The 17,677-nt window shown below is 61.5% G+C and carries 14 protein-coding genes and 4 tRNA genes; 12 read left to right on the forward strand and 6 right to left on the reverse strand.

The features are described from left to right. Positions 1-179: 179 nt before the first annotated feature. The 3 genes from B3I26_RS08260 to B3I26_RS08270 all read right to left on the reverse strand — a co-directional run bounded on the left by B3I26_RS08260 (position 180) and on the right by B3I26_RS08270 (position 4,923). Complete coding sequence (locus tag B3I26_RS08260; protein ID WP_296256883.1) at positions 180-1,814, reverse strand: GMC family oxidoreductase; 1,635 nt, start codon at positions 1,812-1,814, stop codon at positions 180-182. Then, a complete protein-coding gene (locus B3I26_RS08265) occupies positions 1,811-3,223 on the reverse strand; it encodes a purine-cytosine permease family protein (protein WP_296256884.1) in 1,413 nt (470 codons plus the stop codon). The genes B3I26_RS08260 and B3I26_RS08265 overlap by 4 nt, the downstream gene beginning before the upstream one ends. A 209-nt stretch (positions 3,224-3,432) precedes the next feature. Beyond that, the gene (locus B3I26_RS08270; protein ID WP_296256885.1) at positions 3,433-4,923 is read right to left on the reverse strand and encodes an aldehyde dehydrogenase; all 1,491 of its coding nucleotides are present in this window, start codon (positions 4,921-4,923) and stop codon (positions 3,433-3,435) included. Between the two features lie 272 nt (positions 4,924-5,195). On the opposite strand from B3I26_RS08270, the gene B3I26_RS08275 reads away from it, so the two are divergent. Then, positions 5,196-6,110: a LysR family transcriptional regulator gene (locus B3I26_RS08275; RefSeq protein WP_296256887.1), complete on the forward strand. Its 915-nt coding sequence runs from the start codon at positions 5,196-5,198 to the stop codon at positions 6,108-6,110. A gap of 206 nt (positions 6,111-6,316) precedes the next feature. Here the strand turns inward: B3I26_RS08275 and argE are convergent, their stop codons facing one another. The 3 genes from argE to B3I26_RS08290 all read right to left on the reverse strand — a co-directional run bounded on the left by argE (position 6,317) and on the right by B3I26_RS08290 (position 9,722). Next, positions 6,317-7,465, reverse strand: a complete 1,149-nt coding sequence (argE, locus tag B3I26_RS08280) for an acetylornithine deacetylase (protein ID WP_296256889.1) — start codon at positions 7,463-7,465, stop codon at positions 6,317-6,319. 30 nt (positions 7,466-7,495) lie between these two features. Next, positions 7,496-8,170, reverse strand: coding sequence for a DUF1028 domain-containing protein (locus B3I26_RS08285; RefSeq protein ID WP_296256891.1), 675 nt, complete (start codon positions 8,168-8,170; stop codon positions 7,496-7,498). A 169-nt stretch (positions 8,171-8,339) separates the two neighbouring features. Next, complete coding sequence (locus tag B3I26_RS08290) at positions 8,340-9,722, reverse strand: aspartate aminotransferase family protein (RefSeq protein WP_296256892.1); 1,383 nt, start codon at positions 9,720-9,722, stop codon at positions 8,340-8,342. 187 nt (positions 9,723-9,909) lie between these two features. Between B3I26_RS08290 and B3I26_RS08295 the strand changes: the two genes are divergently transcribed. From B3I26_RS08295 to B3I26_RS08345, 11 genes are all read left to right on the forward strand, one after another. Continuing rightward, entirely contained in the window at positions 9,910-10,515 is a 606-nt protein-coding gene (locus B3I26_RS08295; protein WP_296256894.1) for a TetR/AcrR family transcriptional regulator, read from the forward strand. 45 nt (positions 10,516-10,560) lie between these two features. Further along, a complete protein-coding gene (locus B3I26_RS08300; RefSeq protein WP_296256896.1) occupies positions 10,561-11,394 on the forward strand; it encodes an EamA family transporter in 834 nt (277 codons plus the stop codon). Positions 11,395-11,574: 180 nt separating this feature from the next. Beyond that, the gene (locus B3I26_RS08305) at positions 11,575-12,897 is read left to right on the forward strand and encodes a flavin-containing monooxygenase (protein WP_296256898.1); all 1,323 of its coding nucleotides are present in this window, start codon (positions 11,575-11,577) and stop codon (positions 12,895-12,897) included. Between the two features lie 61 nt (positions 12,898-12,958). Then, the gene (locus B3I26_RS08310; protein WP_296256900.1) at positions 12,959-13,399 is read left to right on the forward strand and encodes a RidA family protein; all 441 of its coding nucleotides are present in this window, start codon (positions 12,959-12,961) and stop codon (positions 13,397-13,399) included. A gap of 290 nt (positions 13,400-13,689) precedes the next feature. Continuing rightward, positions 13,690-15,171, forward strand: coding sequence for a glutamate--tRNA ligase (gene gltX / locus B3I26_RS08315; RefSeq protein WP_296256902.1), 1,482 nt, complete (start codon positions 13,690-13,692; stop codon positions 15,169-15,171). Between the two features lie 235 nt (positions 15,172-15,406). Beyond that, a tRNA-Ala gene (locus B3I26_RS08320) sits at positions 15,407-15,482 on the forward strand. An 86-nt stretch (positions 15,483-15,568) separates the two neighbouring features. Then, positions 15,569-15,644 (forward strand) — tRNA-Glu (locus B3I26_RS08325). A 52-nt stretch (positions 15,645-15,696) separates the two neighbouring features. Beyond that, a tRNA-Ala gene (locus B3I26_RS08330) sits at positions 15,697-15,772 on the forward strand. Between the two features lie 53 nt (positions 15,773-15,825). After that, a tRNA-Glu gene (locus tag B3I26_RS08335) sits at positions 15,826-15,901 on the forward strand. A 210-nt stretch (positions 15,902-16,111) separates the two neighbouring features. Then, a complete protein-coding gene (locus tag B3I26_RS08340; RefSeq protein ID WP_296256904.1) occupies positions 16,112-16,552 on the forward strand; it encodes an acyl-CoA thioesterase in 441 nt (146 codons plus the stop codon). A 62-nt stretch (positions 16,553-16,614) separates the two neighbouring features. Beyond that, positions 16,615-17,574 (forward strand): tRNA dihydrouridine synthase, encoded by a 960-nt coding sequence (locus tag B3I26_RS08345; RefSeq protein ID WP_296256906.1) that lies wholly within the window; start codon positions 16,615-16,617, stop codon positions 17,572-17,574. Positions 17,575-17,677: the final 103 nt, after the last annotated feature.

Here is a 17,677-nt window from a genome sequence, read left to right on the forward strand (position 1 = left end):
GGCAAGCCAGGCTCCTACGCCCTCCGGGCAGAAGCGGGTTGTGGCGGAGTCAGGGCTTTGCGGACAGAAGCGGGTTGTGGCGGAGTCAGGGCTTTTCGCATGGAAGCGGAGTGCGGCGGATTCATGGCTTTGCGGGCAGGGGCATCGTTGTGCCGCTGCCCGAGGCACAATGACTTGCTTCAACTGATTGCAGCGTGCCCGGGGACTTCTCGTGTAACCGCCTGCCTATCCTCACGCAAAATCATGTCCGCGGCCTTTTCACCAATCATGATGCACGGGGCATTGGTGTTGCCGCTGATCAAGGTTGGCATGATCGAGGCATCGACCACGCGCAGACCCTGGATGCCATGCACCCTGAGGTCAGGCCCGACCACGCTCATGGCATCGACTCCCATCTTGCACGTCCCCACTGGGTGAAACACCGTGGCGGCATATTCGCGCACGTAGGTCATCAGTTGCTCGTCGGTCTGCACCTCGGCGCCGGGAAGCATTTCCTTGCCGCGAATGCCGTCGAATGGCTGGTCGGCAAGAATCCTGCGCGCCAGTTTCAAGCCTTCCACCAGCACCTTGGCGTCTTGTGGGTCGGAGAGGAAATTGAAGTCGATGACCGGTTTGCCGTCGTGAGCCAGGCGGATCTCACCAATGCTTTTGGGTCGCAGCACGCAGGTGTGCACTGCATAGCCGTGACCCCATTCGAACAGGCGCCCGCGATGGCTGCGATAACCCGGCACGAAGTGAAACTGCACGTCGGGCAGGGCGTCTGCCAGGGGGGTACGCGCAAAGCCACCTGCCTCGACATAGTTGGTGGTCAGCCAGCCCTTTTTGCCGAACAGGTAGCGCAATGGCGAGAGCACGATGCTGGACAACGATCCCAGCGAAAAACCAAGGGTCAGGGGGCTTTTCGAGCGAATGGTGATCAGCCCGTCGAGGTGGTCCTGCAGATTCTTGCCGACGCCCGGCAGGTTGTGTTCGACCTGGATGCCCGCGTGTTTGAGTTCCTGCTCAGGGCCGATACCCGACGCCAATAGCAGGCTCGGACTGCCCAGCGAGCCCGCCGACAGAATCACCTCGCGCTGCGCATTCAAGGCCATCGTTTGGCCGTCCGCCACCACCCTGACGCCCTTGGCCACCCGTTGCTCCAGGATCAGTGACTGCACCTGGCAATCGGTGATCACGGTGAGGTTGGGGCGATCCAGTACAGGGGCGACGAAGGCTCGATAACTCGACAGCCGCCTGGCGTCCTTCTGCGTCAGGTTGTAGATGCCGCAGCCTTCGAGGCGCTCGCCGTTGAAGTCGTCGTTGGTGCGGATGCCGACGCGCTCAGCCGCTTTGACGAACAACTTCGAAACCGGGTTGGGATCGCGCGCCGCTTCGACGTTCAGCTCACCGTTTGTGCCGTGCAGACGCCGGTCCTGGCCGAGCCGGTTGTTCTCCGACTTCTTGAAGTACGGCAGCACGCTGTTCCAGTCCCAGCCGGGGCATCCGGCCTGCGCCCAGCGGTCGTAATCGCTGGCGTGGCCGCGAATGTAGATCATGCTGTTCATCGAACTGGAGCCGCCCAGCGCCTTGCCGCGCGGGGTGTGCAGCGAGCGGCCGTTGAGGTTGTGCTGCGGCGCGGAGAAAAAATTCCAGCTGTATTTCTTGCTTTTGTACAGGGTGATGGTCCCGGCGGGCGTCTGGATGCGCAGGCTCTTGTCGTGGCTGCCGGCCTCGATCAGGCAGACGCGGACGGCAGGATCGGCGCTCAGACGATTGGCCAGCACGCAACCCGATGAGCCTGCGCCGACGATGATGTAATCGTAATCGGTGTTCATGCGTTTCTCCCCAGCGCACCCAGCGGCTGTTTGTAGCCGCGAATGCGATTGCGGCGACGGCTGGCCAGGTAATAGACCGGCGAGATCACCACCAGCCCGACGATCCACGATACGTCCGCGCCGCCCATGGCCTTGGCAATGACGCCGGTGTAGAGCTCGGTGGCCATGAACGGGATCTGTACCAGAATGCCCAGCAGGTAGCAGCCCACCGCCGTCCAGTTGAAGGTGCCGTAGATCCCGCCATCGCGACGGAAGAACGAGGCCACGTCGTAGCTGCCGTGGGCGACCAGGTAATAGTCCACCAGGTTGATCGCGGTCCAGGGCACCAGCACGTACAACAGCAGCAGGATGAAGTTGGTGTAATTGGCCATGAAGTCATCTTGCCCCAGCAACGCCAGGGCCAGGGAAATCGAGAACAGCACCAACGCGGTGATCGCGCGGGAGAGGGCGCCCGCCGACCATTTCGGCACCAGCGTCTGGCCGACCGTGATCGCCGAGAGGGTGCCGCAGTACAGGTTCATCGCGTTGGTGGCGGCGATGCCGATCGAGAACACCGCGACCACCAGCGTGGCGATGCTGCCGGTCATTTCGATCAACCCGGCGATGATGTCGCCCTCGACACTCAGGCCGACTACCGCGCCCAGTGCCATCGGCAGGATCGACCCCAGGCAGCAACCCCAGTAGCTGGACCAGAAGGCCGCCTTGCCGCCCGTGTCCGCCGGCATGTAGCGCGAGTAATCGGAGACATAAGGGGCGTACGCCAATTGCCACAGCGCTGCGATCGACAGCGTGCCGAGAAAGCCTGCCAGGTTGGTTTCGTTGCGCTGCAGGAAGTCCGCGGGCAAGCCATGCACGGCGATGATCCAGATGAAGCACAGCAGCAGAATCGCGCCGGACAGGTACGACATCACGCGGGTGTAGGCGTGGATCAGGCGATAGCCGAATACCGTTGCCACCACGCTGATCAGGCCCACCAGCACGATCCCCTGATTGGTGCTGAACAGCGGATATCGGCTGTGCAGCGACTGCCCGCCGAGCACCAGGTTGGAGGCGAAGAAGCCCAGGTACATGATCACCACCAGCGCGACCACCAGCAGTGAACCGTAGGAGCCGAACTGGCCACGGGTCTGGACCATCTGCGGCACACCCAGTTGCGGACCCTGCGCCGAATGCAGGGCCATGAAGATCCCGCCGATCAGGTTGCCGAGAATCAATGCAGTCATCGCCGCCATGAACGGCAGCTTGAACACGGTCACCGCCAAGGCGCCGGTAACCACGGTCAGCAACATGATGTTGGAGCCGAACCAGATGGTAAAAAGATCGCGCGCGCGGCCATGGCGCTGGTCGAGGGCGATCGGCTGGATGGTGCTCAGCTCAAGGGTTGCCGCTCGGGAGTCATTGTTATTCATGGTGGGTCACTCACGTAGCGCCCCGGCAAGAATACCGAGGCATGAATTTCTTACGATGCGTCGCGATCGCCTGTGGCTGCCTGACCGTGCGTGTTCCGTTTGCTGGCGGTGGCGTTTTCAAGAGCGCCACCGTCGGCAATCCGGGCCGCTACGATTTGGTGTTTCCAGGTGAACGGTTCACAGGCACGCTCAAGTTCTGTGCCAACGTCTTAGCGCAACTGGAACCAGGTCGTTTTCAGCTGGGTGTATTTGTCGAAGGAATGCAGCGACAGATCGCGACCGAACCCGGACTGCTTGCCACCGCCGAACGGCACGCAGACATCCAGCGCATCCACCGTATTGACCGACACGGTTCCCGCGTTCAGGCGACTGGCCACGCGATGGGCGCGGTTGAGGTCATCGCTCCACACCGAGGCAGCCAGCCCATAGATATGATCGTTGGCCATCTGCACTGCCTGATCCTCGTCGTCGAACGGGGTGATTGCCAGCACCGGGCCGAACACTTCCTCGCGGGATAAGCGCATGTCCGGCGTGACCTGGGTGAACAGGGTCGGCTGGATGAAGTTATCCGAGCCATTGATCACCCGCCGCTCGCCGCCTGCCACCAATCGCGCGCCGCTGCGGCTGGCGTCTGCGATGTGATCCATGACCCGCGCTGCTTGGTTTGCATCGACGATGGCGCCCATTTTGCTGGCCGGGTTCAGCGGGTCGCCAGGCTGCCACTCCCGGGTTTTTTCGATCAGCCGCTCGACGAATTCGTCGTGGATCGAGCGTTGCACCAGCAGCCGTGAGTTGGCCGAGCACACTTCGCCCTGGTTGAAGAAAATCCCGAACGCGGCTTTCTCTGCCGCCAGGTCCAGATCCTGGCAGTCGGCAAACACCAGGTTCGGGCTTTTACCACCGCATTCCAGCCACACCTGCTTGAGGTTCGACTGCGCCGCGTAGTGCATGAAAAACTTGCCCACCTGAGTCGAACCGGTGAACGCCAGCGCATCGACATCCGGGTGCAGTCCCAGCGCCCGGCCGGCGTGCTCGCCCAGCCCCGTGACCACGTTGAACACGCCCTCCGGCACGCCTGCTTCCAGCGCCAGTTCGGCCAGGCGCAGTGCCGAGAACGGCGATTGCTCAGCGGGTTTGAGAATCACGCTGTTGCCCGCCGCGAGGGCAGGGGCGAGTTTCCAGGCGGCCATGTCCAGCGGGAAGTTCCACGGCACCACCGCAGCGATCACCCCCAGTGGCACCCGGGTGATCGTCGCCAGCGCACCGGGGCCGGTAGGCGCGACCTGATCGTACAGTTTGTCGAGGCTTTCGGCGTACCAGGCGAACACCTGAGCGGCACCCGGCACATCAATGCTGTAGGCGTCCATTACCGGTTTGCCCATGCTCAGGGAGTCGAGCAGGGCCAGTTCTTCGCGGTGGGCCAGGAGCAATGCCGACAGACGCAGCAGAACCGCTTTGCGCTCACGCGGCTGCATGCGTGCCCAGGGGCCAGTGGCAAAGCTTTTGCGAGCAGCGCGCACGGCAACTTCGACATCAGCGTCCGAGCAGGCGGCTACATTGGCCAGCAAAGCGTTGGTGGCCGGGTTGATCACCGCGAAGGTCTCACCGCTTTGCGCCCGGTGGGGGTTACCCGCAATCAAGGCGGTGTCGATCAAGCGTTGCTTTTCGGCCAGACGTTGCCAGCTATTCAGATCCGTCACTGCACACTCCTTCGGTGGCCTCTGTGGGCCATGTTCACGATCGATGGTGCCGATAGTGGGGGATGCGCCGAGGGCAGGAAATTATTAAAAATGTGGTTGCTACCGATAAAAAACCTCGCCTGGACTGCACCTTTATGGTGCTCATGTGCACCGCTTTGAGCTCAGTTTTTTTAGCTTCAGTGAGGAGGTATTTGCTTGTTTCGCCATGCCTGTGAACACCGCAGAATGGCGCACAAGGCCCCGAGTAACGGTTCATCCCTTTCGAGGTAGCAATGGCAGCCTACAACCTGCGACAACTGAAGTATTTCGTTACCACGGTAGAGTGCGGCAGCGTGGCTGAGGCGTCGCGCAAGCTGTATATCGCCCAGCCGTCGGTCTCCACCGCCATCAAGCATCTGGAAGAAAGCTTCGCCGTGCAGCTGTTCATCCGCCACCATGCCCAAGGCGTCTCACTGACCCCAAGCGGCGCACGCTTCTACCGCAAGGCTCAGGAACTGCTGCGCGTGGCCCATGAATTCGAGCAGAACGCACTGGCTGACAACGATGTGGTGGCCGGGCAGATTGACATCGGCTGCTTCGAGACTGTCGCGCCGCTGTATCTACCCCGTCTGATCGCAGGCTTTCGCGATCGATGGCCAGGGGTGGAAATCCGTATTCGAGACGGCGAGCAACAGGAGCTGGTGCAGGCCCTGACGTCGGGCAGCATTGACCTGGCGATTCTGTATGAGCATGACCTGGACAGCACCATCGACACGGCGCCGTTGATGGCGCCGCAACAGCCCTATGCGTTGTTGCCGGAGGGCCACCGCTTTGCCAATCAGGCCAGGGTCTCGCTTAACGACCTGGTACTCGAACCCATGGTGCTGCTGGACGTGCAGCCCAGCCGCACCTACTTCGTCAGCATCTTCGAAGAGCGCGGGCTGACCCCGCATATCCAGTTCAGCTCGCCGTCGATCGAGATGGTCCGCGGCATGGTGGGGCGTGGTTTCGGTTTCTCGATTCTGGTGACCCGGCCCAAATCCGAATACACCTACGACGGGCAGAAAGTGGTCTGCGTGCCGCTGGCCGAGCAGGTCACCGGCTCCGGTCTGTCTGCGGCATGGCTGCGCCGTTCGCAACTGACCAAGCCTGCGCAGTTATTCGTCGATCATTGTCGGGAAGAGCTGGCGCCCAAACAGGCTGTTTGATGGCGCCTGAGACACTGGCCCGTAGCCGTCCGGGCCGGGCATCACGGCACGCGGCGGATGATCGTCCCAGTGCGCTGCTCGGTCGCGCCGCGCCGAACGCTTTGTGTCCGCCCGCGCTGACGCCGAACGTGAGGAACGATCAGGCAGCCCGGGTGTGGTTTCTGCCCGGACGCCCAGGGGCTGTGCCCGCCATCAACCGCAACGGCTCAGCGCAGGGTGTCTGTGATCCGCCGCAGCATTGCATCACAGGCATCCAGTTGCTCGACGCTGACGAACTCATCCGGCTTGTGCCCTTGATCCATGCTGCCGGGGCCGCAGACTACGGTGGGAATGCCGATCGCATCGAACAACCCGCCCTCGGTCCCGAATGCCACGGTGGTGAACTCTTGCGAGCCGCAAAACTGCGCGATCAGTTGCGCCGCCTGGCTCTTGACATCGGTGGCCAGGCCCGGGTAGGCCGACAGCTCGGAGAAGCGAATGTCGCTGCCCGCATCGACCGCCTGCATGCGCGGCAACACCTGTTCCCTGGCGTACTGCTGCAATTGCCGGGCAACGTCGAGCGGGTCATGGGCGGGTAGCGCGCGCACTTCAAAATCGAACCGACAGTCGGCAGGGACGATATTCAACGCCTTGCCACCGTTGATCACGCCGGTCTGCACCGTGGTGAACGGCGGGTCGAAGCGCCCGTCCAGCAGGTGGGGGGCACGCAGGGTCGAACCGATGCGTCCCAGTTCGCCGATCAACTCGGCCGCATACTCGATGGCGTTTACGCCCAGCGGCGCATAGGCCGAATGGCAGGCTGCACCCTGTACGTTACAGCGCATCGCCAGTTTGCCCTTGTGCCCGAGCACCGGCTTGAGTTCGGTGGGTTCGCCGATGATGCACAGCAGCGGCTTGATCGGCCTGCGCCCAAGTTCGGCCAGCAGCGAGCGCACGCCCAGACAGCCGACCTCTTCGTCATAGGAAAGCGCGATGTGCACCGGCATGCGCAACGGCGCTGCCAGCAGTTCGGGCACGGCTGCCAGCACGCAAGCGATATAGCCTTTCATGTCCGCGGTGCCGCGGCCGAACAGCTTGCCGTCCTGTTCGCTGAGCTCGAACGGCGGCACGGTCCACGGCTGGCCGTCTACCGGGACCACATCGGTGTGGCCGGACAGTACGATACCCGCAACATCCACCGGGCCAATGGTGGCGAACAGATTGGCCTTGCTGCGTTGCTCGTTGTAGATCAGCTCGCACGGCACGTCCCACTGGGCCAGATAGTCCCGGACGAACTCGATCAGTTGCAGATTCGATTCACGGCTGGTGGTGTCGAACCGCACCAGCGCGGCCAACAAGTCCCGACTGCTGCTCATGCATTCAACCTCACGTCAGTGCTCGGTGTGCTATTCATTACCGGGCACACCATAGCTGGGAGCCTTGGTCGGGTCGAGGGCGCGGGTGATGTAGTCCTGCATCTGCGGGCGATAATCGGCCCACAGCCGCGCCAGTTGGCCGATGGGGTCCTGGTCAGCCCAATCCACGCGCAGGTCGACGATCGGCCAGGTCAGCTCGCCCACCACCACCAGCGCCGCCGAGTGCACGGGACCGGCCTCGCCACCGGCTACCACCGCTGCTTGCATGGCTGCAATCAACCGGTCCGCCAGTTGCCCGCCGCTGGTTTCGAAAGTCTTCACCAGCGTCTCGATCACGACGCGATCGGCCAGCATATTGCCGGCACCGACGCATTGCTCGCCCGCCAGTGCATTGTGTGTGCCCAGGGTTTCGCTGCCGCTGAAATGCGCGGTCTGACCCAGATGATCAATGGCGGTCAGTTGGCGAAACTGGCTGTAGCCGTTGCTGGTTAGTGCCTTGTCCAGCGCCTGGGCCGGCGACAGGCCGTGTTCCATCTGCTCGAGCACCTGGGGGCCGAGGGCGGGAAGGGTGATGTTTTGGGTGGCGACCGCGCCCACGCCCGGACGCAGCCAAGGGCAGCGCGCGCCGACGGCAATGCTCGATGAGCTGATGGCGATGCCCAGTTGTCCTGTTTCGGCGCAACGGCCGACGATTGAAAACGTCATGTGTGGTTGTCCTGTTTCGTCCTGACCCGCCATCCGCCGCCCGGGCCGCAGAAGGGACGCAGCCGGGAGAGGATGGGACATGAGTGCATTCTGTAGACGCGCTGCAGTTGGCGAAAGGAGGTTTTTTGTGGAGCCTGATTACGGAAAAACTTCTCAAAGGCGCATGTGTTCATAGGCGCCCGTACTCTCGCGCCGTGCGATCCACTGCGATGCGAGTCTTGTCGACCAGTTCGTCCAGTTCGGCGCGCGTGGCGATCAACGCCGGAGCCATGATCATCCGGCCCAGCGTCGAGCGGAAAATGACGCCTTCCTCGAAACCGATGGTGCGGCAACGCCAGGCGATGTCGTTCTCATTGGCAAAGCGTCTGCGCGTGGCCTTGTCCTCGGCGAACTGCAACGCGCCCACCATGCCCACGCCTTGAATCTCACCCACCAGGGGGTGATTGCCGAACACCTGTTGCAGGCAGTTCTGCAGATACGGCCCGGTATCGGTTTTCACCTGCGCAACCACCCCTTCGTCGCGCAAGGCCTTGAGGTTGGCGATAGCGACGGCGGCGGCCACCGGGTGCCCGGAGTAGGTCAGGCCGTGGGCGAACACGCCGCCTTTCTCCACCAGCGCTTCAGCCATACGCCGCGAGAGGACCAGCCCGCCCATGGGGATATAGCCGGACGTCAGGCCCTTGGCGATGGACAGGGTGTCTGGCTCGAAGCCGAACGTTTGATGAGCGAACCACTCGCCAGTGCGACCAAAGCCCCCGATCACCTCGTCGGCGCACAGCAGCACGTCGTATTTGCGGCAGATGCGCTGGATTTCCGGCCAGTAGGTCTGCGGGGCAATGATCATCCCGCCTGCGCCCTGGAAGGGTTCGGCGACGAACGCTGCGACCTTGTCGGCACCCAGTTCCAGAATCTTGTCTTCCAGTTGGCGGGCGGCTCGCAAACCGAAGTCTTCAGGGCTCAGATCACCTTCGTGAGCGAACCAGTAAGGCTCGTCGATGTGCGCGACGTCGGGAATCGTGCCACCCATTTCGTGCATGAACTTCATCCCGCCCAATGCCGTGGCGGCCAGGGTCGAGCCGTGATAACCGTTCCAGCGACCGATCATCACTTTTTTGTCGGGCTTGCCCATCACTTGCCAGAACCTGCGCACGGTGCGAATCAGCACTTCGTTGGCCTCGGACCCCGAGTTGGTGTAGATCGCATGGCTGTAGTGGGCCGGCAGCAGGCTGAATAGCAGTTCGGACAGTTCGATCACGGCCGGGTGGGTGGTGTGAAAGAACATGTTGTAGTAGGGCAGTTGCTCCAGTTGCGCGCTGGCGGCGGCGGCCAGATCCTTGCGCCCGTAACCCAGGTTGGTGCACCACAGACCCGACATGCCGTCCAGATAGCGCTTGCCTTCGTTGTCCCACAGCGCCAGGCGTTCACCCCTGACCATCACCCGCGGACCTTCCTCATTCAGCGCCTTTTGATCGACGAACGCGTGGATGTGGTGCGCGGCATCGGACGCCTGATAGTCACGGGTTCTGCGGTTTGAATGGAGTTCGAGGGACATTGTGCTTCTCCAGAGTGTCGGCGTCCGAGGCTGTTGCGCCGTAATTATGGCAGCCTGCGAGGGTTTGCCAGGGCTTCGGGTTGGCACAATTCTTGGCAGATAAAAATATTTTTGTAAATAAAATATTTGTCGATATAAAGCCTTTTCCGTAACCTGCGCACCATCGAAAACCCATACCAAGGGCCATATGACAGGGCTTAGAGAGCGGCAGAAAGAGCAGCGTCGCCAGGACATCGCCGACGCCGCGTTGACCTTGTTCAAGACCCATGGCTTCGGCGCTACCACCCTTGAGCAGATTGCCCAGGAGGCAGGCGTCTCGGCGCCGACCGTGGTCAATTATTTTGGAGGCAAGCAGCAAATCCTCCTGGCATTGCTTAAGGCACCGGACGAGCAGGCTATGCGCGAGGCGAGGGCGAATCTGGATGAAAATTCAGACCCGCTCGACGCCCTCTGTGAACTTGAAGGCCTGATGACCCGCTACCAGTTGCGCGCGATGCCCGCTTCGCTGTGGCGTGAGTTGGCGCCTTTTTTATTTACCGGTGGACTGTCCCAGGCATTCGAGCCGTGGAACACCGCCGTGGTGGAAGAGGCCAAAGCGCTGTTGGTGCATTTTCAAGCGTTGGGTAAGGTTCGCGCGTCAGTGGACATCGACGTGGCCGCCACGCTGTTCAATCAATACGCCAACCTGGCGTTCATACGCCTGGCAACCGAAGCGGTGCCGGATCGGGAGGCCCATGCGGCGCACATGCGCAGTGTGTTGGGCTTGCTGTGCCGCGGAATGCTGAGCGAATAGGCGCGTGCCGCGCTGTTGAGTGATCATCGAAAGGGACACCCTGTCATGAGTCTGCAAGTCTTCGCCATCATCATGCTCGGTGCGGTGCTGCATGCTTCCTGGAACGCCGTGGTCAAGGGCGGTGGGGACAAGCTGCTGACTACGTGCATGATCACTGCCGTAGCGGCAGCCATTTCCCTGGTGTTCATTCCTTTCCTTCAGATCCCTGCCAGGGAAAGCTGGCCATTCATTGGCGTCTCCGTGCTGTTGCAGGTGCTGTATTTCGTGCTTGTGGCGACCACCTATCGAGTCGCTGACATGAGTCAGACCTATCCGCTGATGCGTGGTATGGCGCCGTTACTGGTTGCGACAGTGAGCCTGCTGCTGTTCCCGGAAACCCTGTCGGCGTTCGCCTGGACCGGCATTGCCATCATTTGCCTGGGCATCCTGTGCATGGCGGGCAGGCCGCCGCCGGGGCAGAGAAAGGGCGTGGTGCTGGCGCTGATCAACGCTTGTGTGATTGCCGGTTACACCTTGATCGATGGGCTGGGTGTGCGTCGTTCCGGGGCCCCTGTGGCCTATACCCTGTGGATATTTCTACTGACCGGCATCCCGCTTGCGGCCTGGGCCTTGGCCAACCATCGCGCGGCGTTTTGCACCTATGTCGGGCGTCACTGGCGGGAGGGCATCGTGGGTGGTGTTGGCACGGCGGCATCCTACGGCCTGGCGCTGTGGGCCATGACCCAAGCGCCGGTCGCCGTGGTCTCCGCGCTGAGGGAAACGTCGATCCTGTTCGGTGTGGCGATCTCGGCCCTGGTGCTCAAGGAGCATCTGCCGCGAATTCGCATCGTCGCGGCGTGCGTCATCGCCTTGGGCGCGATGGTGTTGCGCCTGGGATGAGGCGGTCGATGCGCGCCGCGTAACAGAGGCGCCGCGCCACTGCGGTCTAGCCGTGATCTGCGGGCCAGCGCATCCAACCCCCTAACATTTTCCTGCTCTGCGACGACAAAAATCATAATTTCGCTATCCCCTGATCCTGCACAGAATGCGTCCACACCCGCCTTCGTGAAGGACACAGGTATGACAGCTGCAAACGTAGAAATCGACACGCTCGTGGTCGGCGCAGGCCAGGCTGGCGTGGCCATGAGCGAACACTTGAGCAAACTTGGAATTGCGCATCTGGTCCTTGAGCGCAGCCGGATTGCCGAGGCGTGGCGCAGCGGGCGCTGGGATTCGCTGGTCGCCAACGGCCCGGCCTGGCACGATCGTTTTCCGGGGCTTGAGTTTGACGATCTAAGTCCCGACGGTTTCGCCCCGAAAGAGCGGGTCGCCGATTATTTCGAGGCCTATGCACGCAAGTTCAATGCGCCTGTTCGTACGGGCGTCGAAGTGCGCAAGGTCGAGCGCTATGCCGGACGGCCAGGTTTCAGGGTCGAAACGTCCGAAGGCGTGATTCACGCCCATCGTGTGGTGGTCGCAACAGGGCCGTTCCAGCGCCCGGTGATCCCGGCGATCGCGCCGAGCGATGAACGCCTGACGCAGATCCATTCGGCGCAATACCGCAACCCGCAGCAGCTTCCCGCAGGGGCAGTGCTGGTGGTCGGTGCCGGGTCTTCCGGGACGCAAATCGCCGATGAACTTCAGCGCGCCGGGCGTCAAGTCTACCTTTCCGTCGGCCAGCATGATCGTCCGCCGCGCAGCTATCGCAATCGCGATTTCTGCTGGTGGCTGGGGGTGTTGGGCGAGTGGGACCAGGCGGCGATGAAGCCGGGTCGCGAGCACGTGACGATTGCTGTCAGCGGTGCCCACGGCGGGCGTACCGTGGATTTTCGCGAGTTGGCCCAGCGCGGCCTTAAACTGGTCGGCGTAACCCGCTCGTTCGCCAGCGGCGTGGCGAGCTTTCAACAGGACCTGGCCGAGAACCTGGCCCGTGGCGATGACAACTACCTGGCCGTGCTCGACGCTGCCGACGCCTACATCGAGCGCAATGGCCTCGATCTGCCGCTCGAGCCGCAAGCGCGCCGGGTGTATCCCGATCCCGACTGTGTGAGCGATCCCATTCTTGAGTTGAATCTGGCCGAGGCCGGCATCACCACGATCGTCTGGGCCACCGGTTTTGCCACCGACTACAGCTGGATGAAGGTCGATGCCTTCGACGCCAACGGCAAGCCCCGGCACCAACGCGGGGTATCGACGGAGTCGGGAATCTACTTCCTCGGCCTGCCCTGGCAGTCACGCCGCGGATCGTCGTTTATCTGGGGTGTCTGGCACGATGCCAAATACGTGGCCGACCATATAGCGATCCAGCGCACTTACCATGCGTACCGCGATCCCTCGCAGCGTCAGGCGGAGTTGCCGGTATCAACGGCTGCATCGACGCTGCACGCCCCTGTCATTGCCTGAACCCTTTTCCTCGCGCCGCTGCTCGCTGGCGCGATCCTGTCTGTGTTTTCAAGGAGCCCCCATGGCGCAGCCGACCCATACTCGCATTCGTATGTTCAACACCAAGCAAACCTACCCGAATCAGTCGCTGGACAACGATTTGTGCCAGGCCGTTCGCGCAGGCAATACCGTTTACGTTCGAGGCCAGATTGGCACCGACTTCGACGGCAACCTGGTCGGCCTGGGCGACCCGCGGGCCCAGGCCGAACAGGCGATGAAAAACGTTAAGCAACTGCTGGAGGAGGCAGGTTCGGACCTGTCGCACATCGTCAAGACCACCACTTACATCATCGATCCGCGTTATCGCGAACCGGTGTACCAGGAGGTTGGCAAATGGCTTAAAGGCGTATTCCCGATCTCCACCGGGCTGGTGATCTCGGGCCTGGGGCAGCCGCAGTGGTTGATGGAAATCGACGTGATAGCCGTGGTGCCGGATGATTGGCTGCCAACGAAGGTCGCTTGATTCAGGCATCGTCTGATTTTCCCCTGCCTTTGATTCTGATCGGGCGGCGGCCGCAGCCAGCCTATCCAAGATGCGCCATGGGCCGGGTCATGCCGACGCGGCCGTGGCCATGAAACGAAGGGCCTCGCCAGCAATAGTTCTTTACGGAGGAATGTAGGACTTTTCCCCATTCCCCATTCCCCATTCGCTATTCCACAGTCCGGGTGACGGGTGGATTTGCCCCGATGCTGGAGCCGCGAGGGCTGCGCCTGTTAAGATTCGCCGCTTGTTCGACCTACCCGGAATTTTCCATGACCACCGTTCGCACCCGCATCGCGCCATCTCCTACCGGCGACCCTCACGTCGGCACGGCTTACATCGCACTGTTCAACTACTGCTTTGCCAAGCAGCATGGCGGCGAATTCATCCTGCGCATCGAAGACACCGATCAGTTGCGCTCGACCCGCGAGTCCGAACAACAGATCTTCGATGCACTGCGCTGGCTCGGCATCGAGTGGAGCGAAGGGCCGGATGTCGGTGGCCCGCATGGCCCGTATCGGCAAAGCGAGCGCGGCGACATCTATAAGAAGTACACCCAGCAACTGGTCGATGCCGGACATGCCTTCCCGTGTTTTTGCACTGCCGAGGAACTGGATCAGATGCGTGCCGAGCAAATGGCCCGCGGCGAAACCCCACGTTACGACGGTCGCGCGTTGCTGCTTTCCAAGGAGGACGTCGAACGCCGCCTGGCTGCGGGCGAGCCTCACGTAATCCGCATGAAGGTACCGAGCGAAGGCGTCTGCGTGGTGCCGGACATCCTGCGTGGCGAAGTCGAAATCCCGTGGGACCGCATGGACATGCAGGTGCTGATGAAGACCGACGGCCTGCCGACTTACTTTCTGGCCAACGTCGTCGACGATCATCTGATGGGTATCACCCATGTGCTGCGCGGCGAAGAATGGCTGCCGTCGGCCCCAAAGCTGATCCTGCTCTACGAATACTTCGGCTGGGAAAAGCCGGCTCTGTGCTACATGCCGCTGCTGCGTAACCCTGACAAGAGCAAGCTGTCCAAACGCAAGAACCCGACCTCGGTGACGTTCTACGAGCGCATGGGGTTCATGCCCGAAGCGATGCTCAACTACCTGGGTCGCATGGGCTGGTCAATGCCCGACGAACGCGAGAAGTTCTCGCTGCAGGAAATGGTCGACCATTTCGACCTCAATCGCGTCTCGCTGGGCGGTCCGATTTTCGACATCGAAAAACTGTCCTGGCTCAACGGCCAGTGGCTGCGTGAGCTGCCAGTCGAAGAATTCGCCGCGCGTGTGCAGAAGTGGGCGTTGAACGCCGATTACATGATGAAGATCGCACCTCACGTTCAAGGCCGCGTCGAAACCTTCAGCCAGGTCGCACCGCTGGGCGGTTTCTTCTTTGCCGGTGGCGTGAATCCGGACGTAAAACTGTTCGAGCACAAAAAGCTCTCGCCGGAGCAGGTCCGTCAGGTCATGCAGTTGATCCTCTGGAAGCTGGAATCCCTGCGTCAGTGGGAAAAGGACACCATCACCGGCTGCATCCAGGCGGTGGTCGAGCATCTGCAACTCAAGCTGCGCGACGCCATGCCGTTGATGTTCGCCGCCATTACCGGCCAAGCCAATTCGGTCTCCGTGACCGACGCCATGGAGATCCTTGGCCCTGATCTGACCCGTTATCGTCTGCGCCAGGCGTTGGATCTGCTGGGCGGTGTATCTAAGAAAGAAAACAAAGAGTGGGAAAAGCTGCTCGGTGCCATCGGCTGAGCGACGGCCGGTCGTGGTGCGTCCACCCGATAAGTCGTGCGACGACCGGCGAACTTGCTGCTTTCCCGGGTGAACAGCCGGGGAGGGTGGTAAGTGATTGTTATCCCGGAAAATTCTTTTGATATATGTTCAAAAAAAGTTTGACAGCTATCTGGGTCGCACTTAATATGCGCCCCGTCCACACGGCAACACAGAAGCGCGGCGGCAACGCAGCGGTGATGTGACAGTGTTATGTGGGGCTATAGCTCAGCTGGGAGAGCGCCTGCATGGCATGCAGGAGGTCAGCGGTTCGATCCCGCTTAGCTCCACCAATTTAGAAGCTTCAAGGTTGATGTTTTTGCCTTGAAGCTTGTACCGGTAAATCGGAACCAGCACCGATCAGGTACGCAAGGGTTACGTCCCCTTCGTCTAGTGGCCTAGGACACCGCCCTTTCACGGCGGTAACAGGGGTTCGAGTCCCCTAGGGGACGCCAGCTTCACCGAGGGATACCGCAAGGTTGATCTCCGCCGCGAGGCGATAAATCTGGGGCTATAGCTCAGCTGGGAGAGCGCCTGCATGGCATGCAGGAGGTCAGCGGTTCGATCCCGCTTAGCTCCACCAAATTTGCCAGAATGCGTCGAGTAGCCAGTGACGGATTCGATTGAAGGTTTTGCGTCCCCTTCGTCTAGTGGCCTAGGACACCGCCCTTTCACGGCGGTAACAGGGGTTCGAGTCCCCTAGGGGACGCCACGATTTCTCGCTCTGCGAGACCAAGGGTCATTCGATTATTGAATGGCCCTTTTGTTTTTTTTGGGTTTTGTTTTCGCCCATCACCTGCCCGCGCCATTCGGCGCGCGATCTGCTCGACATTCCAATCAGGTATTCAGGTCAGCCCGAACCATTGCGCCATGCTTTTGGTTAAACTGCCCGGCGAATGCATTCATCAGGGCAGGAACGAGGATGGTCTGGGATCTGGCAACGCCGTTCGTCATCGACCTGCGGGTTGGCGAGGATGACATCGATGGCTTGGGACACGCCAACAATGCCGTTTATGTGAGCTGGCTGGAGCGCTGTGCATGGCGTCATTCGCAAGCCCTGGGGCTGGACCTGACCGAGTACCGACGCCTGGACCGGGCGATGGCGGTGGTTCGGCACGAAATCGATTACCTGGCCAGCGCTTATGAGGATGACGAGCTGCAATTGGCGACCTGGATCGTCGATTGGGATCAGCGTCTGAAAATGACTCGGCGTTTTCAGCTCAAGCGCCCCGGCGACGGCATGACCCTGCTGCGGGCACAAACCACGTTCGTCTGCATCGAACTGTCGAGCGGTAAGCCCAAACGCATGCCCAATGCGTTCATCGAAGGTTACGGGCCTGCATTGCGAATGGCCGTTTCCTGACGCGTCCGTTTCCAATCCGCGCGCCGCTGCGTAAACTGCCGGACTTTTTTCGAGTGTGATCCATGCAAATTGCTCTGGCGCCGATGGAAGGCCTGGTCGACGACATACTGCGCGATGTGCTGACCCAGGTTGGCGGTATCGACTGGTGCGTGACCGAATTCATCCGGGTGACCGAGCGTCTGTTGCCCGAGCACTATTTCCACAAATTCGCTTCTGAACTGCTCAGCGGCGCGAAGACCCGCGCGGGCGTGCCATTGCGCGTGCAGTTATTGGGTTCGGACCCGGTGTGTCTGGCAGAAAACGCCGCGTTTGCCGCCGAGTTAGGGGCACCGGTGATCGATTTGAACTTCGGTTGTCCGGCCAAGACCGTGAACAAGTCCCGGGGTGGGGCGGTGCTACTCAAGGAGCCGGAATTGCTGCATTCGATCCTCAGCCACGTGCGGCGTGCCGTGCCTGCGCATATTCCGGTCACCGCCAAGATGCGCCTGGGGTACGACAGTACCGAGCCTGCCCTGGATTGCGCGCGGGCGCTGGAAGCGGGCGGTGCCGAGCACATCGTGGTTCACGCACGGACCAAAGTGGACGGTTACAAACCGCCTGCGCACTGGGAATGGATTGGCAGGATTCAGGACGTGGTGAAGATTCCGATCATTGCCAATGGCGAGATCTGGACGGTGGACGACTGGCGCCGTTGCCGGGAAATCTGCGGCGCGCGGGACATCATGATTGGTCGCGGCCTGGTGGCGCGCCCGGACCTGGGCAGGCAGATAGCGGCGGCTGAGGCAGGGCGGGAGGTCGTTGAGATGAGCTGGCTGGAGCTGCAGCCGCTGCTGCGGCACTTCTGGCTGCAAGCGCTGGAGAAAATGACGCGCGTACAGGCGCCAGGCAGGCTCAAGCAGTGGGTCGTGCTGCTGACCAAGAGCTATCCCGAAGCCACCGTGCTGTTCGATTCGTTGCGTCGCGAGACCGATTGCGCACGGATCAGCCAGATGCTCGGTGTCAGCCGGTCGGAAGCAGCCTGAGAAAAAATTTGCATAGCGGCTCTTGAAACAGAAGTGACTGTCCCTATTTTGGCATTACGCGATGCCGAAGTCGGGTCGCGGCGACAAACACTTGCTGATTTAT

The organism is Pseudomonas sp. UBA5706, assembly GCF_002419965.1.
Classification (GTDB): domain Bacteria; phylum Pseudomonadota; class Gammaproteobacteria; order Pseudomonadales; family Pseudomonadaceae; genus Aquipseudomonas.